Source organism: Pseudomonas sp. Root71 (genome assembly GCF_001429045.1).
Lineage (GTDB): Bacteria > Pseudomonadota > Gammaproteobacteria > Pseudomonadales > Pseudomonadaceae > Aquipseudomonas > Aquipseudomonas monachiensis.
Genome location: NZ_LMHY01000028.1, coordinates 342,923 through 367,605, shown reverse-complemented (window position 1 = coordinate 367,605; position 24,683 = coordinate 342,923). Strand labels below are relative to the sequence as shown.

General features: G+C 59.9%; 23 protein-coding genes. 11 read left to right on the top strand and 12 right to left on the bottom strand.

What is annotated here, in order from left to right; translation table 11 throughout:
• The 6 genes from ASD95_RS29995 to ASD95_RS23995 form a co-directional block, all read right to left on the bottom strand.
• A partial coding sequence (locus ASD95_RS29995) for a hypothetical protein (protein ID WP_236709760.1) occupies nt 1-271 on the bottom strand: 271 nt, incomplete at its 3' end.
• Nucleotides 272-397: 126 nt separating this feature from the next.
• Nucleotides 398-1,495, bottom strand: a complete 1,098-nt coding sequence (locus tag ASD95_RS24015) for a polyamine ABC transporter substrate-binding protein (protein ID WP_056727970.1) — start codon at nt 1,493-1,495, stop codon at nt 398-400.
• 192 nt (nt 1,496-1,687) lie between these two features.
• The gene (locus ASD95_RS24010) at nt 1,688-2,572 is read right to left on the bottom strand and encodes an ABC transporter permease subunit (RefSeq protein WP_056727968.1); all 885 of its coding nucleotides are present in this window, start codon (nt 2,570-2,572) and stop codon (nt 1,688-1,690) included.
• Nucleotides 2,569-3,483: an ABC transporter permease subunit gene (locus tag ASD95_RS24005; protein ID WP_056727966.1), complete on the bottom strand. Its 915-nt coding sequence runs from the start codon at nt 3,481-3,483 to the stop codon at nt 2,569-2,571. The genes ASD95_RS24010 and ASD95_RS24005 overlap by 4 nt, the downstream gene beginning before the upstream one ends.
• A complete protein-coding gene (gene potA, locus ASD95_RS24000; RefSeq protein ID WP_056727964.1) occupies nt 3,480-4,622 on the bottom strand; it encodes a polyamine ABC transporter ATP-binding protein in 1,143 nt (380 codons plus the stop codon). Before potA ends, ASD95_RS24005 begins: the two co-directional genes overlap by 4 nt.
• Nucleotides 4,623-4,988: 366 nt before the next feature.
• Nucleotides 4,989-5,750, bottom strand: coding sequence for a gamma-glutamyl-gamma-aminobutyrate hydrolase family protein (locus tag ASD95_RS23995; RefSeq protein WP_056727961.1), 762 nt, complete (start codon nt 5,748-5,750; stop codon nt 4,989-4,991).
• A 283-nt stretch (nt 5,751-6,033) separates the two neighbouring features.
• Here ASD95_RS23995 and ASD95_RS23990 point away from each other — a divergent pair, with 283 nt between their 5' ends.
• The 4 genes from ASD95_RS23990 to ASD95_RS23975 all read left to right on the top strand — a co-directional run bounded on the left by ASD95_RS23990 (nt 6,034) and on the right by ASD95_RS23975 (nt 11,280).
• Nucleotides 6,034-7,410 (top strand): glutamine synthetase family protein, encoded by a 1,377-nt coding sequence (locus ASD95_RS23990; RefSeq protein ID WP_056727960.1) that lies wholly within the window; start codon nt 6,034-6,036, stop codon nt 7,408-7,410.
• Between the two features lie 197 nt (nt 7,411-7,607).
• Nucleotides 7,608-9,098, top strand: coding sequence for an aldehyde dehydrogenase (locus tag ASD95_RS23985; RefSeq protein WP_056727958.1), 1,491 nt, complete (start codon nt 7,608-7,610; stop codon nt 9,096-9,098).
• Nucleotides 9,099-9,149: 51 nt separating this feature from the next.
• A complete protein-coding gene (locus ASD95_RS23980) occupies nt 9,150-10,448 on the top strand; it encodes an NAD(P)/FAD-dependent oxidoreductase (RefSeq protein ID WP_056727956.1) in 1,299 nt (432 codons plus the stop codon).
• A gap of 283 nt (nt 10,449-10,731) precedes the next feature.
• Nucleotides 10,732-11,280: a cupin domain-containing protein gene (locus ASD95_RS23975; RefSeq protein WP_007975263.1), complete on the top strand. Its 549-nt coding sequence runs from the start codon at nt 10,732-10,734 to the stop codon at nt 11,278-11,280.
• Nucleotides 11,281-11,408: 128 nt separating this feature from the next.
• Here the strand turns inward: ASD95_RS23975 and ASD95_RS23970 are convergent, their stop codons facing one another.
• On the bottom strand, nt 11,409-12,116 hold the full coding sequence (locus ASD95_RS23970; protein ID WP_082563030.1) for a CatB-related O-acetyltransferase: 708 nt from the start codon (nt 12,114-12,116) through the stop codon (nt 11,409-11,411).
• A 341-nt stretch (nt 12,117-12,457) separates the two neighbouring features.
• Between ASD95_RS23970 and yecR the strand changes: the two genes are divergently transcribed.
• A complete protein-coding gene (yecR, locus tag ASD95_RS23965) occupies nt 12,458-12,928 on the top strand; it encodes a YecR family lipoprotein (protein ID WP_056727954.1) in 471 nt (156 codons plus the stop codon).
• 136 nt (nt 12,929-13,064) lie between these two features.
• On the opposite strand, the gene ASD95_RS23960 is transcribed toward yecR, so the two are convergent.
• Complete coding sequence (locus tag ASD95_RS23960) at nt 13,065-13,358, bottom strand: hypothetical protein (protein ID WP_056727952.1); 294 nt, start codon at nt 13,356-13,358, stop codon at nt 13,065-13,067.
• Nucleotides 13,359-13,990: 632 nt separating this feature from the next.
• Here ASD95_RS23960 and ASD95_RS23955 point away from each other — a divergent pair.
• Nucleotides 13,991-14,794 carry a hypothetical protein gene (locus tag ASD95_RS23955; RefSeq protein WP_056727950.1) on the top strand — a complete coding sequence of 268 codons (804 nt, stop codon included), beginning with the start codon at nt 13,991-13,993 and terminating at the stop codon, nt 14,792-14,794.
• A gap of 33 nt (nt 14,795-14,827) precedes the next feature.
• Here ASD95_RS23955 and ASD95_RS23950 read toward each other — a convergent pair whose 3' ends face one another.
• Nucleotides 14,828-15,565 carry a hypothetical protein gene (locus ASD95_RS23950; RefSeq protein WP_056727948.1) on the bottom strand — a complete coding sequence of 246 codons (738 nt, stop codon included), beginning with the start codon at nt 15,563-15,565 and terminating at the stop codon, nt 14,828-14,830.
• Between the two features lie 190 nt (nt 15,566-15,755).
• Nucleotides 15,756-15,992: a hypothetical protein gene (locus ASD95_RS23945; protein ID WP_056727946.1), complete on the bottom strand. Its 237-nt coding sequence runs from the start codon at nt 15,990-15,992 to the stop codon at nt 15,756-15,758.
• 449 nt (nt 15,993-16,441) lie between these two features.
• On the opposite strand from ASD95_RS23945, the gene ASD95_RS23940 reads away from it, so the two are divergent.
• The 3 genes from ASD95_RS23940 (at nt 16,442) to ASD95_RS23930 (ending at nt 19,742) form a co-directional block, all read left to right on the top strand.
• On the top strand, nt 16,442-16,930 hold the full coding sequence (locus ASD95_RS23940; RefSeq protein WP_056727944.1) for an anti-virulence regulator CigR family protein: 489 nt from the start codon (nt 16,442-16,444) through the stop codon (nt 16,928-16,930).
• Nucleotides 16,931-17,050: 120 nt separating this feature from the next.
• A complete protein-coding gene (locus tag ASD95_RS29485; RefSeq protein ID WP_056727942.1) occupies nt 17,051-17,572 on the top strand; it encodes a hypothetical protein in 522 nt (173 codons plus the stop codon).
• A 250-nt stretch (nt 17,573-17,822) separates the two neighbouring features.
• Nucleotides 17,823-19,742: a tyrosine-protein phosphatase gene (locus ASD95_RS23930; protein ID WP_056727941.1), complete on the top strand. Its 1,920-nt coding sequence runs from the start codon at nt 17,823-17,825 to the stop codon at nt 19,740-19,742.
• 244 nt (nt 19,743-19,986) lie between these two features.
• On the opposite strand, the gene ASD95_RS23925 is transcribed toward ASD95_RS23930, so the two are convergent.
• Nucleotides 19,987-20,934 (bottom strand): AraC family transcriptional regulator, encoded by a 948-nt coding sequence (locus tag ASD95_RS23925; RefSeq protein WP_236709759.1) that lies wholly within the window; start codon nt 20,932-20,934, stop codon nt 19,987-19,989.
• Between the two features lie 281 nt (nt 20,935-21,215).
• Nucleotides 21,216-21,668 carry a hypothetical protein gene (locus tag ASD95_RS23920; RefSeq protein ID WP_056727937.1) on the bottom strand — a complete coding sequence of 151 codons (453 nt, stop codon included), beginning with the start codon at nt 21,666-21,668 and terminating at the stop codon, nt 21,216-21,218.
• A 384-nt stretch (nt 21,669-22,052) separates the two neighbouring features.
• Here ASD95_RS23920 and ASD95_RS23915 point away from each other — a divergent pair, with 384 nt between their 5' ends.
• Both ASD95_RS23915 and ppk2 read left to right on the top strand, forming a co-directional pair.
• Nucleotides 22,053-23,774 (top strand): SulP family inorganic anion transporter, encoded by a 1,722-nt coding sequence (locus ASD95_RS23915; RefSeq protein WP_056727935.1) that lies wholly within the window; start codon nt 22,053-22,055, stop codon nt 23,772-23,774.
• Nucleotides 23,775-23,832: 58 nt separating this feature from the next.
• Nucleotides 23,833-24,651, top strand: coding sequence for a polyphosphate kinase 2 (gene ppk2, locus ASD95_RS23910; RefSeq protein WP_056727933.1), 819 nt, complete (start codon nt 23,833-23,835; stop codon nt 24,649-24,651).
• The last annotated feature ends 32 nt before the right edge of the window (nt 24,652-24,683 follow it).

The window sequence follows — 24,683 nt, the reverse complement described above, 5'->3', positions numbered from 1 at the left end:
GTAACCCGCTGTAAAAGCGGAACCATAGGAGGCCGTTACCGCAGAAATGAATATGTACACCACCAATAAAATACTCCAGCCAGGAGGCCGCCATCGCCAGCAAGCCGTTTCCTACAGGTATCGGTGTTCCCCGGAATTGCGTGAAGAACCATAAAAAAGGCGCCCGAGGGCGCCAAAATTCACCTGAATCGAGGGAGCCAGGTGAGGCCGTTCTACTTGCAGGAGAGGCAGCGGTGGTAAGGCGCTGCGTGAACGGAAAAGGTTTGAACATCGTACTTGATCGAACACATCACTCCGTAGGAGCTGCCGGAGGCTGCGATCTTTTGATTTTGCTTCGGCACGAACTCTCAAGATCAAAAGATCGCAGCCTCCGGCAGCTCCTACAAAAGCAGGTGAATTACTGGCCGAGTTTCACCTTGGTCCAGCCCCGGGTCATGATCCGCTGGACGGCAATCGGCTGGTCCGGCACGGCATAGAGCGTGGCCATCACCGCTTCCGGCGGATAGGAGCCCGGATCGTTGCGGATCGCTTCATCCACCAGTGGCGTGGCCGCAGCGTTGGCGTTGCTGTAGCCGATGTTGTTGGTGATGTCGGCAATCACGTCGGGGCGCATCAGGAAGTTCATGAACAGGTACGCATTCTCGACGTTGGCGGCATCGCGGGGAATGGCGAGCATGTCGTAGAAACTGGCGGCGCCTTCTTTCGGGATGCTGTAGTCGATCTTCACCTTGTCCCCGGCTTCCTGGGCGCGGGCCTTGGCCTGCAGCACGTCGCCGGAGTAACCGACGGCCACGCAAATGTTGCCGTTGGCCAGGTCGGAGATGTATTTCGAGGAATGGAAGTACGCCACGTTCGGGCGAATCTTCATGAACAGCGCCTCGGCTTCGGCGATGTGCTGTTTGTCCTGATCGTTCACCGGGTAGCCCAGGTAGTGCAGGGCGGTCGGGATCATTTCAGTCGGCGAATCGAGGAAACTGATGCCGCAGGCTTTGAGCTTCTCGGCGTTTTCCGGTTTGAACAGCAGGTCCCAGGAGTTGGTCGGGGCGTTGGCGCCGAGCACTTCCCTGACCTTCTGCGGGTTGAAACCGATGCCGATCGAGCCCCACATGTACGGGATGGCGTGGGCGTTATCGGGATCGCTGGCGGAGGCGTTTTTCAGCAGCACCGGGTTGAGGTTTTTCCAGTTCGACAGCTTCGTCTTGTCCAGTTCCTGATAGACGCCGGCCTTGATCTGCTTGGCCAGGAAGCTGTTGGACGGCACGACGATGTCGTAGCCGGACTTGCCTGCCAGCAGGCGTGCCTCAAGGGTTTCGTTGCTGTCGAAGACATCGTAGGTCACCTGGATGCCAGTCTCGTCCTCGAACTTCTTGACGGTATCCGGGCCAATGTAATCCGACCAGTTATAGACGCGCAGAACCTTGTCATTGGCCTGGGCGCCAGTGGCGATTGCGCCCAATAAGGACAGTGTCAGCAGAGTCCTGCCAAACATTTTCATCGGTACAACTCCATTTCTTTTTTATTCAAAAACACAAAGCAAAATTGCAATCAACATAAAACCTGTGACGAGGGAGGGTACCCATCATCCTGTAGGCGCTGTGTAGGAGCTGTGTAGGAGCTGTCGAGTGCAACGAGGCTGCGATCTTTTGAAGGCAAGATCAAAAGATCGCAGCCTGCGGCAGCTCCTACATTAAGCTGTCGCTCCCGCCATTTTCTTTTCAGGCTGCTGCCAGGATTCGCTGGCGGTCTGGTCCATGGCTTCCTGGATCGCGCGCTTGCGGGTGGCTTCGGCGCGGCGGCTGAAGTACCAGACCATGAAGGTCACGATCGACACGGCCAACAGGATCAGGCTGGCCACGGCGTTGATCTCGGGCTTGACCCCAAGGCGCACCGCCGAGAACACTTCCATCGGCAGGGTCGTGGAGCCCGGGCCGGACACGAAGCTCGCCAGCACCAGGTCATCGAGCGACAGGGCGAACGACATCATGCCGCCGGCCGCCAGTGACGGCGCGATCATCGGAATGGTGATCAGGAAAAACACCTTGAACGGCTTCGCACCCAGATCCATGGCCGCTTCTTCGATGGACAGGTCCAGTTCGCGAAGGCGGGCGGAGACTACCACCGCCACATAAGCGGCACAAAACGTGGTGTGGGCGATCCAGATGGTGACGATGCCACGCTCCATCGGCCAGCCGATCAACTGCGCCATGGCCACGAACAGCAGCAACAGCGACAGACCGGTGATCACTTCAGGCATCACCAGCGGCGCGGTGACCAGGCCACCGAACAGCGTGCGACCCTTGAAGCGGGTAACGCGGGTCAGGACGAACGCGGCCAGCGTCCCGAGTGCGACTGCCGCAATCGCGGTGTAGCAGGCGATTTCCAGCGAGCGCAACACAGAGCCCATCAACTGGCTGTTGTCGAGCAGACCGGCGTACCACTTGAACGACCAGCCACCCCACACCGTCACCAGCTTGGAGGCGTTGAACGAGTAGATCACCAGGATCAGCATCGGCAGGTAGATAAACGACAGGCCGAAAATCAGCATGAACTTTGAAAATCCGAAGCGTTTCATCCCCGTGCCTCCATCTCTTTGGCCTGGCTGCGGTTGAACAGCAGAATCGGCACAATCAGGATCAACAGCATCACCACTGCCAGGGCGGACGCCACCGGCCAGTCGCGGTTGTTGAAGAACTCTTGCCACAACACACGGCCGATCATCAGGGTTTCCGGGCCGCCCAGCAGTTCCGGAATCACGAACTCACCGACCACCGGAATGAACACCAGCATGCAACCGGCGATGATGCCGTTCTTGGCCAGCGGCACGGTGATTTTCCAGAAGCTGTTGAAGGTGCTCGAACCCAGGTCCGATGCCGCTTCCAGCAGGCTCTGGTCATGCTTGACCAGGTTGGCGTACAGCGGCAGCACCATGAACGGCAGATACGCATACACCACGCCGATGTAGACGGCGATGTTGGTGTTGAGGATCTCGATCGGGTGTGACGTCAGCCCGGTCCACATCAGGAAGCCATTGAGCAGGCCGTTGTTGCTGAGGATGCCCATCCACGCATAAACGCGAATCAGGATCGCGGTCCAGGTCGGCATCATGATCAGCAGCATCAGCACGTTCTGCGCTTCCTTGCTGGCCTTGGTGATGGCGTAGGCCATCGGGAAACCGATCACCAGGCACATCACGGTGCTGAAAAACGCCACCTTCAACGACCCCAGGTAGGCGGACAGGTACAGCTCATCCTCGCCCAGCAGGGTGTAGTTGCCGATGTTGAGCAACAGCTGGAATTTCTGCTCGGCGTAGGTGTAGATCTCCGAGTAGGGCGGAATGGCCAGGGCCGCTTCCGAGAAGCTGATCTTCATCACCAGAAAGAACGGCAGCATGAAGAACAGGAACAGCCAGATGAACGGAATCCCGATGACGAACTTGCGCCCGCTGGGGACCCACCTCAGGAATTGCTGATTGAAGGTTTTCATGCGCGCAGTACCACGCCGCTGTCGTCTTCCCACCACACGTAGACCTGATCGTCCCAGGTCGGACGCGCACCACGGCGTTCGGCGTTGGCCATGAACGACTGGACGATCTTGCCCCCGGGCAGCTCGACGTAGAACACCGAGTGGCCACCGAGGTAGGCGATGTCATGCACTTTGCCGGCGGACCAGTTGTAGCGGTTCTCCGGCTTGACGGTGCTGACCAGCAGTTTTTCCGGGCGGATCGCGTAGGTGATCGACTTGTCCTGCACCGACGTGCTGACGCCATGACCGACGTAGATCTTCTGCTCCAAGTCCGGGCTGTGGATGATCGCATGACCTTCCAGGTCCTCGACCACGGTGCCGTCGAAGGCGTTCACGTTGCCGATGAACTCGCAGACCATGCGGCTGACCGGTGCTTCATAAATGTCCACCGGGCTGCCGATCTGGGCGATCCAGCCCAGGTGCATGATCGCGATGCGCTCGGCCATGGTCATGGCCTCTTCCTGGTCGTGGGTCACCATCACGCAGGTCACGCCCACGCGCTCGATGATCTCGACAAGTTCAAGCTGCATCTGCGAGCGCAGCTTTTTATCCAGGGCGCCCATCGGTTCGTCGAGCAGCAGCAGCTTCGGACGCTTGGCCAGGGAACGGGCCAGGGCCACGCGCTGACGCTGGCCGCCGGACAGCTGGTGCGGCTTGCGCTTGGCGTACTGGGTCATGTGCACCAGGCGCAGCATCTCCTGCACCCGGGCGTCGATTTCGGCCGCTGGCAAACGGTCCTGCTTGAGGCCGAAGGCGATGTTCTGCGCCACCGTCATGTGCGGGAACAGCGCGTAGGACTGGAACATCATGTTGATCGGTCGTTCGTACGGCGGCATGTCGGTGATGTCGACGCCGTCGAGCAGAATCCGGCCCTCGGTCGGGCGCTCGAAACCGGCGAGCATGCGCAGCAGGGTCGATTTGCCGGAACCGGAACCACCGAGCAGGGCGAAGATTTCGCCCTGGTGGATTTCCAGGGACACATCGTCCACGGCGGTGGTTTCGTCGAACTTCTTGGTGACGCGATCGATTTTCACCAACACCTTTTTCGGTGCCTGGTGACCCTCAAGAGCCTTCCTGTAGATGCTGGAGGCGTTTGCCATGTGAAACTCCCAACAGGTTTCAGTCGCCCGGCCAACACGGCCCGGCTTAATAGTGGATTGCAAACCCGTATCGGGGACTTCGGTCAGAACGCAGACCCTGTGGGAGCGAGCTTGCTCGCGATGAGGCCGGCACAATCGACATTGATGTCACCTGACACATCGCTATCGCGAGCAAGCTCGCTCCCACAGGGATTTGCGTTTGCTGATCGAACTCACCCATACCGCTCGGGTTTATTCGGCGCCGCCATCCTGGCTGCCTGGTCGTACTTGTTGTTATTGCAGTGTGTTGTTTTCGCGAGCGGGGCACGCAAAAGCGCCTGCCCGCTCGCGTTGGGCAGTTAATCGTTGAATGTGGGTATCAGTTCGTCAGCTCGAGTGACGCAGCGCCGCCCGTTGCCGGCAGGCTTCGCCGAACGCCTGGAAAATACTCAGATAAGGAGGGTTGCTCAGCACCTGCCATTCCGGGTGCCATTGCACGCCGAGGGCAAAGGCCTTGCTGTTCTCGACCGAGATCGCCTCGATCAGGCCATCGGGCGCGACGGCTTCGGCGCGCAGGCCGGGAGCGAGGCGGTCGATGCCCTGGCTGTGAATCGAGTTGACCTGGAACACCGCAGGCAGGTCCAGCGCTTCGAACACACCGCCCGGCTGCACATTCACCCCGTGAGCGGGAGCGTATTGCACGGCCAGGTCCGGATGGTCGGCCTCGCGATGGTCGAGCAAGCCCGGGAGCTCATGGACCTTCTGATGCAGGCTGCCGCCGAACGCCACGTTCATTTCCTGGAAGCCACGGCAGATGCCGAGCACCGGCACGCCCGCTGCAATAGCGGCGCGGATCAGCGGAAGGGTGGTGGCATCCCGCGCCGGATCGTGATCCGTGCCGGGGGCGCTGTCGGGGCCTTGATAGTGGAAGGGTTCCACGTTCGACGGCGAGCCGGTCAGCAACAGACCGTCGAGCTGCGGCAGCAGGTCCTCGATGTCGGTCAGGTCGCCTAAGGAAGGAATAACGACAGGCAGCCCCAGCGCGGCAACGCTGACAGCACGCAAGTACTTGTCACCGCTGATGTGGTAGGGGTGCAGGCCAATCTGTTTGACGCATGCAGTAACGCCGATCAATGGCTTGAATGCCATTTTTATCACCTCGAAGTTTCACACTTGAACGAGCTTTTCCGGAGCTTAGCCTTGTTGATTTTAATTAACAACTCTCATGTAAAAAATTCTAAACGCCGCACGTCCGATCTTCAGGATTTACGCGTGTTTGAGGGCGTATCTGGCACTCTCGTCCCCCTGAGAGGCCCGAAAATAAACGTTGAAAGGCCAGGTGTTCGCTATTGACTTCACTTTGCCTTTCGGATTGACTGGGCTCGTGAAAGGGCGGTGAACATAATAATTAACAGTAAAAAATAGGTGCATCATGTCGGTCCCTCTGCGTACCGTTCAACTCAACGAAGCAAACGCATTCCTTAAGAAATATCCTGAGGTTTTGTACGTCGACCTTCTGATTGCGGATATGAACGGTGTGGTGCGCGGTAAGCGCATCGAACGCACCAGTCTTCATAAGGTTTACGAGAAAGGCATCAACCTGCCGGCGTCTCTGTTCGCTCTGGACATCAATGGTTCCACGGTGGAAAGCACCGGCCTGGGTCTGGACATCGGCGATGCCGACCGGATCTGCTACCCGATCCCCGGCACCCTCAGCATCGAGCCATGGCAGAAGCGCCCGACCGCGCAACTGCTGATGACCATGCACGAAATCGAAGGCCAGCCGTTCTTCGCCGACCCGCGTGAAGTACTGGCCAATATCGTGCGCAAGTTCGACGACCTGGGCCTGACCATCTGCGCCGCGTTCGAGCTGGAGTTCTACCTGATCGACCAGGACAACGTGAACGGTCGTCCGCAATCGCCGCGTTCGCCGGTTTCCGGCAAGCGTCCGATGTCGACCCAGGTGTACCTGATCGACGACCTCGACGAATACGTCGACTGCCTGCAAGACATCCTCGAAGGCGCGAAAGAGCAGGGCATCCCGGCTGACGCCATCGTCAAGGAAAGCGCCCCGGCGCAATTCGAAGTCAACCTGCATCACGTGGCTGACCCAATCAAGGCGTGCGACTACGCCGTCCTGCTCAAGCGTCTGGTGAAGAACATCGCCTACGACCACGAGATGGACACCACCTTCATGGCCAAGCCGTATCCGGGCCAGGCAGGTAACGGTCTGCACGTGCACATTTCGATTCTCGACAAAGAAGGCAACAACATCTTTGCCAGCGAGGATCCCGAGCAGAACGCCGCGCTGCGACACGCGATCGGCGGTGTGCTCGAGACCCTGCCGGCGCAGATGGCGTTCCTTTGCCCGAACGTCAACTCGTACCGTCGTTTCGGCGCTCAGTTCTACGTGCCGAACTCGCCGAGCTGGGGCATCGACAACCGCACCGTGGCCGTGCGTGTACCGACCGGTTCGCCGGACTCGGTGCGCATCGAACACCGCGTAGCGGGCGCCGATGCCAACCCGTACCTGCTGATGGCTTCGGTATTGGCGGGCGTGCACCACGGCCTGACCAACCAGATCGAGCCGGGCGCCCCGGTGGAAGGCAACAGCTACGAGCAGAACGAGCAGAGCCTGCCGAACAACCTGCGCGACGCCCTGCGCGAGCTGGACGACAGCGAAGTCATGGCGCGCTACATCGACCCGATGTACATCGACGTGTTCGTGGCGTGCAAGGAAAGCGAGCTGGCCGAGTTCGAGAACTCCATCTCGGACCTTGAGTACAACTGGTACTTGCACACGGTCTGATTGGCAGCTACCCGCCACACCCTTGATGGCGGGTGACTACCCCTGTAGGAGCTGCCGAAGGCTGCGATCTTTTGACTTTTGCTTTTAAGATCAAAAGATCGCAGCCTTCGGCAGCTCCTACAGGGATCGGGTTTCAAGTTTTTGATTGAGGGCATTCGGCCCGACGATCACCTATTCCCCTGCGTCGAGTCACAACCATGACAAACACTCGCAGCGATTGGGAGCAGCGCTTCCAGTCCCTAACCATCGAAGGTCGCGCATTCATTGACGGCCAGTACTGCGCAGCCGCCAGCGGCGCGACGTTCGAATGCATCAGCCCCGTGGACGGTCGTTTCCTGGCGAACGTCGCCAGCACCGACGAAGCCGACGCCAATGCGGCGGTCGCCGTGGCGCGTCGCACCTTCGAATCCGGCGTGTGGGCCAACCTGGCCCCGGCCGAGCGCAAGCGCATCCTGATCCGTTTCGCCGATCTGATCCTGGCCAACCAGGAAGAGCTGGCCCTGCTCGAAACCCTCGACATGGGCAAGCCGATCAGCGACTCCATGAGCATCGATATTCCGGCGACCGCCAACGCGATCCGCTGGACCGCCGAAGCCATCGACAAGATCTACGACGAAGTCGCCGCCACGCCCCAGGATCAGCTTGGCCTGGTGACCCGCGAAGCGGTCGGTGTGGTCGCGGCCATCGTGCCGTGGAACTTCCCGCTGATCATGGCCAGCTGGAAATTCGCCCCGGCCCTGGCGATGGGCAACTCGTTCATCCTCAAACCTTCGGAAAAGTCCCCGCTGACCGCGATCCGCATCGCGCAACTGGCGCTGGATGCCGGCATCCCCAAAGGCGTGTTCAACGTCCTGCCGGGCTATGGCCACACCGTGGGCAAGGCGCTGGCATTGCACATGGACGTCGACGTGCTGGCCTTCACCGGCTCCACGGCGATCGCCAAGCAACTGATGATCTATGCCGGGCAGAGCAACATGAAACGCGTCTGGGCCGAAGCCGGGGGCAAGAGCGCCAACGTGGTGTTCGCCGATGCGCCGGACCTGCGCGTCGCCGCACAAGCCGCGGCCGGTGCCATTGCTTTCAACCAGGGCGAAGTCTGCACCGCCGGTTCGCGCCTGCTGGTGGAGCGTTCGATCCGCGAGCAGTTCATTCCATTGCTGGTGGAAGCCCTGCAAGCCTGGAAACCGGGCCACGCGCTCGATCCTGCGACCACCGTCGGCGCGGTCGTGGACCAGCGTCAACTGGACAACGTGCTGCGCTACATCGGCATCGGCAAAGAGCAGGGCGCCGAACTGATCGCGGGCGGCAGCCGCACCCTCGAAGACACCGGTGGCCAGTACGTGGAACCGACGATTTTCGACGGCGTGACCAACGCCATGACTATTGCCCGGGAAGAAATCTTCGGCCCGGTGCTGTCGGTCATCACCTTCGACACTGCTGAAGAAGCCCTGGCAATTGCCAACGACAGCATCTTCGGCCTGGCCGCCGGCGTGTGGACCAGCAACCTGAGCAAGGCCCACACCTTCGCCCGTGGCCTGCGTGCCGGCAGCGTCTGGGTCAACCAGTACGACGGCGGCGACATGACCGCGCCGTTCGGCGGGTTCAAGCAGTCGGGTAACGGTCGGGACAAATCGCTGCACGCGTTCGACAAGTACACCGAACTCAAAGCGACCTGGATCAAGCTCTGATAACAATAAAGCGACGGTCGCCGGCTCTGTCGGCGGCCATCGGAGAAACGTATGAAACAGAACTCTTCAACACAACAGCATGTAAACAGCTACTACGCCGCCACCCGCAACTTCACCGGCGATTTCCCGGTGCTGGAAGGGGCGGTGGACTGCGACGTCTGCGTGATCGGCGCCGGCTACACCGGCCTGTCCTCGGCCCTGTTCCTCGCTGAAGCGGGCTACAGCGTGACCGTGCTCGAAGCAGCCAAGGTCGGCTTCGGCGCCAGCGGTCGCAATGGCGGCCAGTTGGTCAACTCCTACAGCCGCGACGTCGATGTCATCGAAGAGCGCTACGGCGACAAGACTGCCGAAATCCTCGGCAGCATGATTTTCGAAGGCGCCGACATCATCCGTCAGCGCATACAGCACTACGACATCCAGTGCGACTACCGCCCAGGCGGTATCTTCGCGGCGATGAACAAGAAACAACTCAAGGGCCTGGCCGAGCAGAAGAAGAGCTGGGAACGCTACGGCAACAAGAACCTGAAAATGCTCGACGCGGCCGACATCAAGCGCGAAGTCGGTTCCGAAGCCTATGTCGGCGGCCTGCTGGACATGCAGGGCGGCCACATTCACCCGCTGAACCTGGCACTCGGCGAGGCTTCGGCCATCATCGGCCTGGGCGGCAAGATCTACGAGCAATCGGCGGCGGTGGAAATCACCTACGGCGAGCCCATCACCGTGCGCACGGCAAAAGGCGTGGTCAAGGCCAAGTACCTGCTGATCGCCGGTAACGCCTACCTGCCGCAGGGCCTGGACAACCGCGTGACCAGCAAGAGCATGCCGTGCGGTTCGCAGATCGTCGTCACCGAGCCGTTGTCGCAGCAACAGGCCCGCAGCCTGATCAAGAACAACTACTGCGTCGAAGACTGCAACTACCTGCTCGACTACTACCGCCTCACTGCTGACAACCGCCTGCTCTATGGCGGTGGCGTGGTCTACGGGGCGCGCGAGCCGGACGACATCGACCAACTGATCCGCCCGAAGATCCTCAAGACCTTCCCGCAATTGAAGGACGTGAAGATCGATTACCGCTGGACCGGCAACTTCCTGCTGACCATGTCGCGCATGCCGCAATTCGGCCGTATCGAGAAGAACGCCTACTACATGCAGGGCTACAGCGGCCACGGCGTGACCTGTTCGCACCTGGCCGGCAAACTGATCTCGGAAATGATCCGTGGCGACGCCGAGCGCTTCGATGCGTTTGCCTCGCTGCCGCACATGCCGATGATCGGCGGGCGCACCTTCTCGGCGCCGTTGACCGCCCTGGGCGCCGTGTACTACTCGCTGCGTGACCGTTTCGGCATCTAAGCTTTACCTCGCCGGCGGCATCTCCCCAAAGGGTGCCGCCGGCTTTTTAATACCAGAAACACCAAATCCCCTGTGGGAGCGAGCTTGCTCCCACAGGTCTTGTGACTTAACTCAGAAATATCACCAACAGGTTGTTTTCTTCAGCCGTTTATCGAACCTGCTGAGCATTATGAACAAACGTGATTTAATAGCCGCCTTTCACGTTTCCGGGACCGGAAAACGGCGTGATCCGCGCCTGCACTCCACCCCCATTACCCTTAAGTAGCACGCACATAAGGCTGTCATGGACACGGGCTCACGACTCAAATTAGTACGCGAAAGCTACAAACTGTCCCAGCGCGAGCTGGCCCGGCGTAGCGGCGTCACCAATGCAACCATCTCCCTGATCGAACAGAATCGGGTCAGTCCTTCCGTCAGCTCCCTGAAGAAATTGCTGGAGGGCATCCCCATGTCCCTGGCCGACTTCTTCACCTTCGATCAGCCACCGCGCGAACACCAGTACGTCTTCCGTGCCAACGAACAGCCCGACCTCGGTCGCCATGGCCTGCGCCTGCTGCTGATCGGCGCGTCCGTGCCAAGCCGGCAGATGCGCTTGCTGCGCGAGCAATACGCACCGGGTGCAAGCTCTGGCGAAGAGCCGATCGTGCATTCCGAAGGCGAGGAGTGTGGGTTGGTGACCCGGGGCACCGTGGAGTTGACCGTGGATGGCCAGGTGAGCGTGCTCAACGCCGGGGATGGCTATTACTTCCCGACGACCTTGCCGCACCGGTTTCGCAACATCGGGGCGGATGAGGCGGAAATCATCAGCGCCAACACACCGGCGAACTTCTGATAACCGCTTTACAGGCAGGGTTCATCAGCAACCAACCGTCAAAACCCGCATCTGATGCGGGTTTTTTTATCACTCGAATCTGGTTATGGCCTGGCATCTTGAAGTGCAGCGCTGGTCATTCCCGCTGCTCAAGAGGAAACACTGCACCCTTTGCGGGTTATCTCGATCTGTTGGTAGTTGGCGCGGTTTTCTTTCTGCAGGGTGTCCAACAGAGCCAAGGTGGCTTGCGGATCATTGAGCGGTAATGTCTTGAGTACCTCGACATCGACATCCCACCACTTGCTGTTGATCAGCGCCTCGATCAACTCGGGTGTGTGCCGATACCTGACAATTTTTGCCGGGGTGCCGGCAACAATGGCGTACGGTGGCACGTCATGGGCAACCAGGGCGCGGGTTGCGATGACCGCGCCGGTGCCAATGGTCACGCCTTCCAGGATCATCGCGCTATGGCCGATCCAGACGTCATGCCCGATCGTGATGTCCGCAACCTCCGGGTCGTAAACCAGCGCCGTGTCGGTATATTGAAAGGGATGTGAACTGAGCCAGTCCAACGGATGCGAGCTCTTTTGCTGGCCGATAAAACAGCTGCTGCTAATGGAACAAAACCTGCCAATGGAGGAGACCGCCGAAAGGAAGCAGTCACTGCGGATATAGGTATGCGCGCCGATCTCCAGCTTTTTTGATTCTATGACCACATTCCCAAGCGTCACGCCTTCTTCAATGGTCAGTGTCGTTCTTTTGTGCAGTGACAATAAACCGCCCGCCACTTTGCATTTGTGTTTGCGAATCCATCTTTTCCAGTAACTGTTTCGCAAATAGCTGATTATTTTTTTCATGACGGGCTGTCTTGGATATCCGTAATAGGGCTTGGTCATGGCCCCATGAGCCAGCGGCCGAGTCTAAATGAATCGGCGGGGGAGATGAATTTTTTAGACGTTTTTCAAAAAACCGCTTTTGTGCGTCTCGGGCGCTGATCAGTGCAGGAACTGCGCCGGATGAGGGTCGTGAGCAGTGTGCTGCTAATACACCGGCGAGTTTATGATCAGGGATTCAACGATCATTGTTTGGCCGCAAATTTCCGTCGTTGTTGATCGTCCATCCGGAAATCGTTTTTGTGGACAGAGAGAAGGCGTATTGCCATCATTGCGCTTCTTGCACCTCAAAAGGATTTCTTCTCATGCGCAAGCTACTTCTTCTGGTCATGTTGGCCGTTGTAGTAACGGGTTGTTCCAGTCGTAAAGAATTTTACGCAACCGGCGGGAGCCGAGCGGATGGCTCGATCGATATGGCTTACGACTTCAAACCTTTCGAGACTCCGGTCGTTGATTACAAGCAGGCTGAGTCGATTGCAAACAGCAAATGTGCGGTGTGGGGTTACGAGCGCGCAGAACCCTTCGGTGGTCAAACCCAGAATTGTCAGTCAAGAGATGGCTGGGGTAATTGCAACGCCGGGCAGATGATCGTCAAGTATCAATGCATTGGAAATATCACACCACCAAACCAGGCTTCAGCGTCTTCGCAGTCGTCTGTACCGGTTGGAATGCTGACGCCTGCTCAGTACAAGGAAGCGCGAGTGAAGGCTTTGATGGACAAAAAGCTCCCTTACGCTGAGTACCAGAAGGAATATCAGGCGATCATGGCTGAATAGTTCAGTCGATATCGTTTCCGCTGCTCGGTTTCATTTCTTTAGTCTGAGTGCGGTCGTCGGTTGAAAAGCAAAAAGTGAGATTTTGAGCGAGCAACAAAAACCCGCAGAAATGCGGGTTTTTTGTGCTTGAAAAATATCACTGCTTCTTCGGCCCCTCAAACCCTCGCTGCTCGATCACCCCAAACACATCCCGCACATCCTGAAGCAGAATCCGCGAAATGTTGGTGACGGTGTTGATGTCGTTTTCGGCGTAGTCGGGGAGGCTGGTGCAGGCCATGAGGTTGAGGTATTGCAGGACGGCGTTGAGACGTTCGGCGGCGCAGTTGTGGAGTTCGCGCAGCGGGGCGTCGCTGTCGATGAGGAGGACGGGGTAGCTGGTTGCGATTTGTTTCATGGGGGTGAAGCGGCGAGGCGGATTTTGCATTGTCATAAGGTAGAACTCTTCAAAGGTTCGTGAAGTGCCACCTTTTGCTGCGAAACAAATGGGTGGCAGCTATGTGCGGGTTCGCAGACCGGAGAAGAGTCAAGCCGGCAGACCCGAAGGTCTCCCACACACAGCCGCCATAAAACGAAACGGCGGCAAATTTTGCCACAGTTGCCATTTAGCTGTGTTCCTTCTTCTACAGGGCTGCGAAACCCAATCGCCAACTCAAGTCAGCGACCGGCGCACATTAGGCATGGATTTCGACGGCTGCAACCGGCCTGTAGGACGCCAAAAGCCCCCTGTGGCGAGGGAACTTGCTCCCGCTCGGCGGCTCCGGCGCCGTAAAACCGGGCGCTGCGGTGTGTCTGAGGAAATGAGTTGCAAGGGATGAGGGCTGCTTCGCAGCCCAGCGGGAGCAAGCTCCCTCGTCACGGGGGGTAAATTCCTACAAATTATTCAGACGTCAAAATTGAACGTTCGTCGGATGGCGGGTTGCTACCATCGCAATTGCCTGCCGATATCAACACGGCTGCTACGCTTGGTCGTTGCAGTGCCCGAGCCCCATTCCTGCTCACGCTGCAAGGGTTATCACGGAGTGCGACATCCATTCCTGTCGGCAACCTGCACGGAGGCAGGCGATGGTGATCAAAAGCATGGCCGATCCGACTGCGGCGGGGGTTCCCGAGCCGCTCGATCGGGAAGAAATCGAGCGGGTGCTGGCGCTGTTGCTGGTCAGCCCGTTGTTTGCCAAGTCCAGGCGCATGGGCAGTTTGTTGCGCTTTCTGGTCGAGCACGACCTTCAGGCTTGCAAAACGCCGCTGACCGAACACGCCATCGGCATCGCGGTGTTTCGTCGTGACCCGGCAGTGTATTGCACGGGCGACGATCCGGTGGTGCGAGTGCAGGTGGGGCGCTTGCGGCGCAAGCTCGCAGCGCATTACGCCGGCAACGGCCAGCAGGACTCGGTGCGTTTGTGCATTCCACCCGGGTGTTATCGCTTGACCTATCAGCGGCTGCGGCCCAAGGGCGTCGGCACTCGCCATCCGGTGGTCCAGATCCAGCCGTTTACCTGCCTCACCCGCGATGGCGATGACTTTACCCGGGGCTTGTGCGAGGAGTTGAGCTGCCGATTGTTCGAGTCGTTCGAGCAGGCGCAGACCGGGACCAATCATGTGTTGATGCGGGTGGCACGCAACAGCGAGCCGGTACCGGACTTCAAGCGTGGCGGGCGTTACAGCTATTGCCTGGAGGGCAGCGTGCGGGTCGAGCCTTCGCGGGTGCGAGCGTCATTGCGCCTGGTGGATGTGGCGCAGGGGCGGATTCGCTGGTCGGCGCAGTTCGATCGTGATCGCCCCTATGGCATCGCCACCCAGGAGGACCTCGCGCAGTCGATCTGTCGCTCGCTGACGGGCTACTTCGCCACGACGGGCAAAGAGGAGTGAAAGGGCAACCGCAAGGTTGCCCCGGCATGACGGTTACACGGTTTTCCACTGACCGCCTTCGTAAAGGCGAGCTGCGGTGTTATCGAACGTCAGGTCGATTTCGATCGCCTTGGAGCGTGAGGTACTGAACATGGTGCTGGTCTGTACGTTCTGTTCGAACCACACGAGGATGGTTTCCACCGGCGTCAGCACGGTATTGCCGGTGACGACCTGGTTTACGGCCACGTAGATTGGCGTACTGACCTGATTGCCATCGATACCGGTGGACAACTGGTTGACCCCCGGATGAATCGGCGCGTAGTTGTTCACGAAAGTCAGGGAAGTGTCCGGGCCACCGGTTACCGCCGGGCTCAGCAGGCCGCTTTCATCAAGTGTCGAGGTTTGCCCCAGGCCAATGTTGACGATGTTGGTCGAGACTTTGACTTGCACGTTTTCCTTGAACACGTTGGAGGCGAACAGCTGATACTGCGGCGTCCAGCTGAACTCGTTGTTGCTCAGGTACGCGTCATAGGACTGCCAGACCACGTTGTAGTCGGCGTCACCTACCTTCTTCGCAAAGCACAGCTTGTAGCCGGACTTCTTCAGCAGCGTCAGGTCTCCGGCGGCGATTTCGATGGTGACGGTTTTTTGCGAAGCCGCCAGGGCCGACCTCAGTACCCGGCCGTAATCTGACGCCTTCAGTTGCGTTGCACCCATGATCGACTTGACGGCTTCTTGCACATCATTGTGAAGCTGCTGGCTCTGTTGGCTGACAGCGATTGATTTGCTCATGGTTTCCCTCTTCCTTGGTGGTGTGTTGGGCAAGTAATGGGCTGCTGGCGCTTGGCGCTGCAGTCCATTGACGGCTTCACTCTAGGGTCGAGGGGCAGGGCGGCTAAGTGTCTTGGTGTTACAAGCGGGTATCGGGGTTGTATCAGGGGCTGAGCCAGCGGGGCAGCCGATCGACCGCCCCGCCTTGACCTCAGGCGGCCCGGGCATCGGCCCAGACGAAGTTCCAGCTGGTGCGTTTGCCCTTGGCGATCTCGATCAGCTTGTTCTCGTACACCGTGTGATTGACCACGCCGGTGTAGGTCAGGGTGCGGGCGGCATTGGTCCCGGTGACCTCGTCCGGCTTGCCGCCCGCCTCGAACATGGCTTTTTTCATGTCGGCATCCGACGGGGCGCTGCTCTGGTTTTTTTCCACTTTGACGAAACTCATGATTCACCTCTTCCGTGATGGGGGGATCGGTGCAAGCGCGGGCCGACAAGTCGACGACCCTGTTCCACACCGACGGCCATACTCTATTGGCCCGTTCGGCGGCGCAGAAGTGACAACTGCGCCGCTGAGGTAACAATCGGGAAACAGCGCCACGCTTTGAAGTATCTGCGACGTATCAAGCGTGGATTCACGTCGAAGCGTCGCAACGCGTTCTTGATGAGTGCAGTGGCGGCCACGTTGGTACTGGCATGTTTTTCGGATGTCAGGGCTGTGTGATGAGCAAGCGCAGTGAGATGCCTATAATTGACAAGCCCCATCCTCCGGCAAACGCCTGCAAGGCTTCGATCGGATGAGCGTAGACGGTTTGGCGGTTGGTGACTTGATGGAACCAACTTCGTCTATAACATCTAAATATTCAGGGAATATTCCCCACGACGAAGGAATGAATCATGTTCAGGACTCGATCATTGATTGCAGCTGTTACCTGTTTGGCTCTGGTCTGCGGCTCGGTGACGGCGCTGGCTGATCCCGGTAATGGCCAGGGTAGCGGGAAAGTCACCCATGGCAACCAAGGCAACAAGGGCCAGGGCAACCAGGGCCAGGGCAACCAGGGTGGTCATGGCAACAAGAACAAGAATTCCGGCGGCGGCGGGGACTGGAGCAATGGCCCGAGCATCAACCGTGGCAGCGTGCTCGAGATCATTGGGGTGAATACGGGCTACTGGAGCCCAGGGCCTGACTTGCCACCGGGTATTCAGAAGAACCTTGCCCGAGGCAAGCCACTTCCACCCGGTATCGCCAAAAAACTCGATGGCCGACTCGTCGGCAGGCTGCCCCACTATGATGGCTACGAATGGCAGCAAGTCGGCACGGACCTGATCCTGGTTGCGCTGGCCACCGGGCTTGTCTATGAAATTCTCGACGGTGCGTTTGATTGACGTGTGGAAGGTAGTCTTCCCGCTGATTCAAAGTGCTCCAGCCGTTTGTCGTGGTACTTGAACTGTTGGAGGGATATCGCGTCATACCTAACGCGATATCAACCTCCTATGGAAGCAATCATGCTTTTTAAAAACAAGAGTCTCGTTGCTGTAATGTCATGCGCCATGATGCTTGCAGCCGCCCCTTTGCTGCCTGATGGCCTGTCGATCATGGGCTCCGCATACGCGAAGGACGGCGGTGGCGGTGGCGGTGGCGGTGGCGGCGGAAACGGCGGCGGTGGCGGCGGTGGAAATGGCGGCGGTAACGGCGGTGGTAATGGTGGCGGAAACGGCGCAGGTCACGGCGGCGGCATGGGTGGCGGACACGCCGGTACCGGCCACTCCGGCAGTAACGGCCGCGGCAACGGGCTGGACAGCGACCATGCTGGCAAATCCGTGCGCGACCATGGCCTGAGCGGAAACCACTACGGCAGTGCGCGCAACGATGACAGCGGTCATGGCAGCACGACCTCGGGCATCGCCCATTCCAAGGATACTCGTGGCGTCGCCAAGGCCACGGCCATTTCGGCCTCGACGCCGGGTGAGCACAACACCAAAGGCTTGAGTAAAGCCGGGCTGTCGACCTCGAAAAAAACCCATTGAGTTCGCGGCGACAGATCAGTTTCTAAAAAAGCAAAAAACCCGCTGCAAGGCGGGTTTTTTTATGCCTGGAAATTGATCGGCGACCACCGCGCAGCTTGTTCCCCGCCAGCACAACAGGCATTACACGGACAGAAAACGAGCCACCTGGACACATCGCGCAGTGATTTGCGTACGCGGGCGATTTGTCATGTTCAGCGCCATTTCAATGTAGATATTAGTCAGCCCAACGCGATTTCAATGAGGCTGCACTGTGTTCCAACGACTTGTGTGTTCGCTGTCTGTTTTGAGCCTGTCCATCGCTGCCGCCCAGGCTGCCGAGACTGTCCCCCTCAACACCCCACGCCTGAAGAGCATCGATAACTTGCGCGATGTCGCCGGTCTCACCACCGCGTACACCACGGCCAATGACGGCACGATGCGGGGCGGGGTGTTTTACCGCTCCAACGCGCTGACGCCATCGGCGGCGGATCTGGCGACCCTCAACGGCCTGGGCATCAAGGCGGTCTACGACTTGCGCACGCCAACCGAAATCGCCGCTACGCCCGACACGATGCCCGCGGGTGCGACGTACACCAACATCGACATCATCGGCGGCTCCACGTCGGGCGCGAACGTCACCAACGTCGCGTTCCACAGCGCCGCCGAAGCCACCGCCATGATGCAGGACACCAACCGGGATTTCGTCCGCAACGCTGGGATGCGCAGCGAGTTCAACCAGCTGTTCAATGAGCTGGCCACGGTCGACGGCGCGGCGCTGTTCCACTGCACCGCCGGCAAGGACCGCACGGGCTGGACCGCCGCTGTGCTGCAAAGCATCGCCGGGCTCGACGATGCCACCATCATGAGCAACTACCTGGCGACCAACGACTACACCGCCGCGCGTATGAGGGCGACCCTGGCGGCGTTGCCACCGAACCTGGCGACCATCTATGGACCGCTGATCGGTGTGGAGGCCAGTTACCTGCAAGCCGGCCTGGACGAGGTGAGCGCGCAGTACGGCACGATGGATAACTACCTCAAGGAAGGCCTCGGCCTGTCCCAGGAAACCATCTACGTGCTGCGCGGCAAGATGGTGTTCTACAACAGCCTGCCGGGCGCGGCGGACCTGGCTGGCAACGCCGCGGCCGGCGCGCAGTTGTTGCAGCAACTGCAGAACAGCAACCTGTCGGGCACCTACAGCGCCTACAACTACTACCTGCAGTCGGCCATCGATGCCCGCAGCCTCGGGGGCGTGGAGTCCACCGTCGGCGGTCAGGTGCACGCCGACGCCGCCAGCTACCTGCTGCGCCAGGGCGCGATGATCGAACAGGCCGCCGCGCCGTTCACCAGCGGAATCGACCTCAAGGCCGGGCAATATCGCCTGTGGAGCACCGCGTTGGCGGGGTATCTGGGCACCGATGGTTCCTCCCAGGCCTCCAGCAGCAACGAGCATAGCCAGGGCATGATGATCGGCCTGACCCAGCGCTTTTCCGAACAGCTCAGCGCCCATGCCGGCTTTGGCTACAGCAGCGGCAATGTCGGTGGCGCAGGTGGCGAGGCCGATACTGACCTGACCTTCTTCAGCGTCGGCGCACGCTTTGCCCCGAACGGCCTGGAGCGCGGCCTGTTTGTGGATGCCGATGCCAGCGCCGGCTATCTCGATTACGAGAGCAAGCGTGAACTGGGCGGCGGTCTGGGCACGGCCAAGGGCGACAGCCATGGCAACCTCACCGGCGCGACCCTGGCCCTCGGTTACCGTGTACCGGTGAATGGCGTGACCCTCGAACCGAGCCTCGGCGTGCGGATCAGTCACGTCAACCTGTCGGGTTTCCAGGAAAAAGGCAGCGAACTGGCCCTGGACGTCGACGGCATCCACGAGACCCGCAAGAGCGCGGTGGCCAACCTCAACGCATCCTTTGCGCCTGTCAGCCTCGGTGCCTGGCAAGTGGTGCCGGGCCTGCAAGTGGGCTACGAGCATGTGTTGGGTGACCATGAGGTCGACAGCGAAGGGCAACTGCTGGGCCTGGACATCGAACAGCAAGCCGCCTTCGACAACCGTGACCAGTTCACCGGTGGCGTCAACGTCATGGCCAACCTTGGTCCGTGGAGCGTGGGGGCAGAAGTCGGCGCCAGTGGTGGCGGCGATAGCCACGGCTTCAATGGCGGGCTGAAGGCCAGTTATCTGTTCTGACGATCAGTTGAGGCAATCTGTGGGAGTGAGCCTGCTCGCGAAGTGGTCGTGTCAGTCGACGTAGATGTTGAATGTCACTCCGCCTTCGCGAGCAAGCCCGCTCCCACAGTGGTTTTTTGTCGTACACCGGATTTGTGTTCGATACCGATCAAAGTGTGGGAGCGGGCTTGCTCGCGAAGGCGGACTCACAGCTAACGAAGAGGGCGGCTGACATTCCGCTTTCGCGAGTGCTCCCGCTAACCCCTCAATTGATCGCCATCGGCCGCGCTCGCAGGCCCTTTCTCACGTCTGCGGGACTGATGCCGTAGGCACTCTGGAAATACTGGCAAAACCGCCCGACATTGCTGAAGCCCTGTTGCAAGGCCACGTCTGTCACCGACGGCGATACCTCCTGGGACAGCGCGGCAAAGGCGCGCTCCAGGCGGACCTGACGCTGATAGGCAACGATCGAAGTGCCCATGAAACGCTGAAAACCTTCCTGCAAAGCGCGCAGGCTGACGTTGGTCAATTGCGCCAGCTCGGTGCCGCTGGCCAGGTGATCGGGGTGCTCCTGAATGTACTCGACAGCGAGCTTCACATGCCGTGGCGCAATCGATGGGGAAGGGCGCCGGAGGGCTTCGGTGAAGTTGTGCGGCCAGGCTTCCAGTACCGCATCGACCAGCATCTCGCGAAGACGCGAAGGCATCAGCGAACCGCTGTTGATCAGCAGGTCGAACTCGGTGCCCGTGGCCAGGTCAATCAATGCGCGGATGCCCTGCAAGGCCAAGACATTCAGGTCCACCACCGGCTCGAAATGCACCTTTTGCAGGATAGGTTTACCCAGCAGCGTCGACAGGCGCTCGGTGATCAGCCGGCGGCTGATCGAAATCCCGTGTTGTGCGTGGTTGTCGACAAAGCGCGTCGAGTGGACCTCGGCCTTGTCGATTGCCAGGCCTGTCTGCGCGAAGCCGACCGACTCGGTGACGTGGTTGAAGATGATCTTGCCGGCGGTGGGGATGACAAAGGTGATTTCATCAAGGGGGGCGGGAAAAGCCACCGTGAAGTCACCGCGATAGTGCATGCGACGAAAACTGACACCTTCATGCCGGCCGTAGACCCCGCCGATGATGATGTTTTTCGGCGGCGGCGGTGAGTCGCTATAGAGGTTGCCGAACAGGTTCGAGAACAACGCGCCAAAGTCGTCGCAGCTCATGTCGTCGGACCTGATGATGATTTGCTTGCGCGTCGTGCTTGCGTACACCTGAAGTGGCACCTTGAGCGGATGGGCAAAGCCCCGGTACAGGGAACTGGGGCGATCGGAGATCGAGCGGATGCGATTCGGGAAAACGCTTGGACGTTATCAGTGAGTAATGACAGGTTTGTTACCGGTTGTTGCCGTCGCCCCCGTTTCCGTCCATCCGACGCCACCGCTCGCACCGGACAACCGGTGGCGCGAGCGGTACTCGGGCGTGGGCCGGCTTGCAAGGGCCGCGGCTATTTCACCGGCTCTGTTGCCTTGATATCCCCGCAAAAGATATCGACGTTGCCATCGGTCGGAGCCGTTCGCACGACCACCGAATACTTGCCGTCAAGCAGGGTTTGCAACGGCACAGGCGCGGTCCGGGTAAAAGACCAGCCGCGTACGGGTTGGGCTTCGGTGTTGACGGTGTCGTTCATCGCGTAGGCGACTGACCCGGGTTGCTGGCAGGTGCCGTTATTGATGAACGAGTAAAGGCGCAGGGGCAGGGTAACCCCCATTGGAGCACCGCTGATGAAGAAACTGAGCCCGGTTTTCTTGTCCCAGTCGGTCAAGGTGACGGTGCCGATCTGACCGGCGTTTTGCCGGGTGGCGACCAGGTTGACGTTCACGCCGTGGGTCGATGAAGTGGTGCAGCCGAAAAGGCTTGCCGCAACCATGAGTGCTGCCAGTGAGGTTCTGAGCTTCATTGCCAAACTCCTGGGTTGAAGAACTGCAAGGGGGGGGAATTAGCGGGTATAGCTCATTTATCGCTTTCATGACGTCGTCCATACGAGGCTTCCCCTTTCAGCGAGGACGTGATGGACGCCTTCGAGCCTGAATCAACGAATCCATTCATCGCCGCACAAACCGGCTACATTTGTAATCTACCGAGCGCCATTACCCGGACATTTACCGGTGTATTCGACCCATGCCCCACCCTTTGAATTTCCCGAGCCCGAGCTGATTGCCTGCTGGCACACGCGCTTTGATGCCGATGAAGGTTTGCAATGGTTGCGCGTGCAGTTAAAGGATTGTGCGGTCAGTTGAGCCCACTCATCATCCGCATGGAAGATTTGCCACTGGAGTGACTGATGAATCAACAAGGCAGCCATCCGCAAGAGCGGATTCCAGGTGCTCCACAACGGGGAACCTTGCGCAGCCTGTTGATCCCGGAATGGCTTGGCAACTACCGGCCAGACTGGCTGCGCAGCGATGTGGTCGCCGGGCTGACGGCAGCGGCGGTGGTCATTCCCAAGGCGCTGGCGTACGCCACCATTGCCGGCCTGCCGGTGCAGGTCGGGCTGTACACGGCGCTGGTGCCGATGGTGATCTATGCCGTGCTCGGCACGTCGCGCCCGCTTAGCGTCAGCACCACGACCACCCTGGCCATTCTCGCCGGCTCCGCACTGGGCCAGATCAGCCCCGATGGCGATACGGCGACCTTGCTCGCCGGTTCCGCGACGCTGGCCCTGATGGTGGGCGCGATCCTCATCGTCGCGGGACTGCTGCGCCTGGGTTTCGTCGCCAATTTCATTTCCGAACCGGTGCTGGTGGGGTTCAAGGCCGGCATCGGCGTGGTCATCGTGCTCGACCAGTTGCCCAAGTTGTTGGGCACGCACATCGACAAAGGCGGCTTCCTGCACAACCTGGTGGCCACGGTCCAGAGCGCCGGCCATGCCTCGCTGCCGACCGTGGCGGTCGGCGTGTTCATGGTCCTGCTGCTGGTAGGCATGAAGCGATTTACGCCCCGGCTGCCCGCACCCTTGATTGCGGTGGCGCTTGGCATCATCGGCATGAGCCTGTTTGGCCTGGAGCGCTTTGGTGTGTCCGCCGTCGGCGTGGTGCCGATCGGGTTGCCCGCGCCGACCCTGCCGGTATGGTCGATGGCCGAGACCCTGTGGTCCTCGGCGATGGGGATCGCGCTGATGAGTTTCACCGAAACCATCGCGGCGGGGCGCGCGTTCGCCCGCAGTGACGAGCCCGCGCCACAACCGAACCGGGAGCTGCTGGCCACGGGCGTTGCCAACATCGGTGGCGCGTTTCTCGGGGCCATGGTCGCCGGTGGCGGCACCACCCAGACGGCGGTGAACCGCCTGGCCGGCGCCCGCTCGCAACTGGCCGCACTGGTTACCGCCGCACTGGCACTGGGCACCTGTCTGCTGCTGGCACCGCTCATTGGCCTGATGCCCAACGCCACGCTCGCGGCCGTGGTGATCGTGTATTCGGTGGGCCTGATCGAGCCGGCGGAATTTCGCGAGATCCTGTCGGTTCGCCGTACCGAATTTGCCTGGGCCGTGGTGGCCATGATCGGCGTGATCCTGCTGGGCACGCTGCAAGGGATCGTCGTGGCGATCATCGTCTCGTTGCTGGCCCTGGCCTATCAGGTCTCGGACCCGCCCGTGCATGTCCTGGGACGCAAGCCCGGCACCAACGTCTATCGTCCGCAGGCCACGGACAACGCAGACGACGAACACTTTGACGGGTTGCTGTTGCTCAGGCCCGAAGGGCGGGTGTTCTTCGCCAATGCCCAGCGCATTGCCGACAAGATCCGCCCGCTGATTGACGTGGCGAACCCCAAGGTCGTGGTCCTGGACCTGCGCAGTGTGTTCGACCTGGAATACACCGCGCTGAAAATGCTCACCGGGGCGGAACAGCAACTGCAGGAAAAAGGCATTTCATTGTGGCTGGTGGGCATGAGCCCGAGCGTATGGGAGATGGTCATCAAGGCCCCCCTGGGCCATGCGCTGGGCGAGGCGCGCATGTTCCTGAACCTGGAACTGGCGGTTGAACATTATCAGCGCAGTCGACGCTGAATGAACGCGGCCGGGGACACTCCGGACGCTATGTGACGCATTGAAGGAGTTAACGGGCATGGCGAAGAAGAAGGCGGCAAGCAAAAGCAAACCGGTTGAAAGCGGCAAGCTCAGGAACAAGGTGTATCTCGAGGAACTGGCGCGGCTGCATGTCGAGATGGTCAAGCTGCAGGAGTGGGTGCAGCACACGGGCGCCAAGGTGTGCATCATCTTCGAGGGCCGCGATGGCGCCGGCAAAGGCGGAACCATCAAGGCGCTCACCGAGCGGGTCAGTCCGCGGGTGTTCCGGGTAATGGCGCTGCCGGCGCCGACCGAGCGGGAAAAAAGCCAGATGTATGTGCAGCGTTATCTGCCGCACCTGCCGGCGGCCGGTGAAGTGGTGATCTTCGATCGCAGCTGGTACAACCGCGCCGGAGTCGAGCGGGTCATGGGCTTTTGCACCGAAGAGCAGGTGCGCAATTTTCTCACCTCGGTGCCGCGCGTCGAGCAGGCACTGGTGGAATCGGGAATCATCCTGATCAAGTACTGGCTTGAAGTGAGCCAGGAGGAACAGACCCGACGCCTCAAGGAGCGTATCACCGACGGGCGCAAGATCTGGAAGCTGTCGCCCATGGACCTCAAGTCCTATAACCGCTGGTACGACTACTCCCGTGCCCGGGACGACATGTTCGAGGCTACCGATACAGACTTCGCCCCGTGGCGGGTCGCCAACTCGAATGACAAGCGACGGGCGCGACTGAACATCATCAGCGATGTGCTCAACAGTATTCCTTATGAGGAAGTACCGCGGGCGAAGGTGAAACTGCCCAAGCGCCAAAGTCCTGGTAACTATCGGGATCCGAACTATCCGTTCAAATTCATCGCGGAAAAATTCTAGAACGATGCATTGGACAGGAGCCGGCCCGGACC

Coding starts and splice junctions, on each gene's coding strand:
- ASD95_RS24015 (WP_056727970.1), bottom strand. CDS start 1,495: ATGAAAATGTTTGGCAGGACTCTGCTGACACTGTCCTTATTGGGCGCA.
- ASD95_RS24010 (WP_056727968.1), bottom strand. CDS start 2,572: ATGAAACGCTTCGGATTTTCAAAGTTCATGCTGATTTTCGGCCTGTCG.
- ASD95_RS24005 (WP_056727966.1), bottom strand. CDS start 3,483: ATGAAAACCTTCAATCAGCAATTCCTGAGGTGGGTCCCCAGCGGGCGC.
- potA (WP_056727964.1), bottom strand. CDS start 4,622: ATGGCAAACGCCTCCAGCATCTACAGGAAGGCTCTTGAGGGTCACCAG.
- ASD95_RS23995 (WP_056727961.1), bottom strand. CDS start 5,750: ATGGCATTCAAGCCATTGATCGGCGTTACTGCATGCGTCAAACAGATT.
- ASD95_RS23990 (WP_056727960.1), top strand. CDS start 6,034: ATGTCGGTCCCTCTGCGTACCGTTCAACTCAACGAAGCAAACGCATTC.
- ASD95_RS23985 (WP_056727958.1), top strand. CDS start 7,608: ATGACAAACACTCGCAGCGATTGGGAGCAGCGCTTCCAGTCCCTAACC.
- ASD95_RS23980 (WP_056727956.1), top strand. CDS start 9,150: ATGAAACAGAACTCTTCAACACAACAGCATGTAAACAGCTACTACGCC.
- ASD95_RS23975 (WP_007975263.1), top strand. CDS start 10,732: ATGGACACGGGCTCACGACTCAAATTAGTACGCGAAAGCTACAAACTG.
- ASD95_RS23970 (WP_082563030.1), bottom strand. CDS start 12,116: ATGAAAAAAATAATCAGCTATTTGCGAAACAGTTACTGGAAAAGATGG.
- yecR (WP_056727954.1), top strand. CDS start 12,458: ATGCGCAAGCTACTTCTTCTGGTCATGTTGGCCGTTGTAGTAACGGGT.
- ASD95_RS23960 (WP_056727952.1), bottom strand. CDS start 13,358: ATGACAATGCAAAATCCGCCTCGCCGCTTCACCCCCATGAAACAAATC.
- ASD95_RS23955 (WP_056727950.1), top strand. CDS start 13,991: ATGGTGATCAAAAGCATGGCCGATCCGACTGCGGCGGGGGTTCCCGAG.
- ASD95_RS23950 (WP_056727948.1), bottom strand. CDS start 15,565: ATGAGCAAATCAATCGCTGTCAGCCAACAGAGCCAGCAGCTTCACAAT.
- ASD95_RS23945 (WP_056727946.1), bottom strand. CDS start 15,992: ATGAGTTTCGTCAAAGTGGAAAAAAACCAGAGCAGCGCCCCGTCGGAT.
- ASD95_RS23940 (WP_056727944.1), top strand. CDS start 16,442: ATGTTCAGGACTCGATCATTGATTGCAGCTGTTACCTGTTTGGCTCTG.
- ASD95_RS29485 (WP_056727942.1), top strand. CDS start 17,051: ATGCTTTTTAAAAACAAGAGTCTCGTTGCTGTAATGTCATGCGCCATG.
- ASD95_RS23925 (WP_236709759.1), bottom strand. CDS start 20,934: ATGAGCTGCGACGACTTTGGCGCGTTGTTCTCGAACCTGTTCGGCAAC.
- ASD95_RS23920 (WP_056727937.1), bottom strand. CDS start 21,668: ATGAAGCTCAGAACCTCACTGGCAGCACTCATGGTTGCGGCAAGCCTT.
- ASD95_RS23915 (WP_056727935.1), top strand. CDS start 22,053: ATGAATCAACAAGGCAGCCATCCGCAAGAGCGGATTCCAGGTGCTCCA.
- ppk2 (WP_056727933.1), top strand. CDS start 23,833: ATGGCGAAGAAGAAGGCGGCAAGCAAAAGCAAACCGGTTGAAAGCGGC.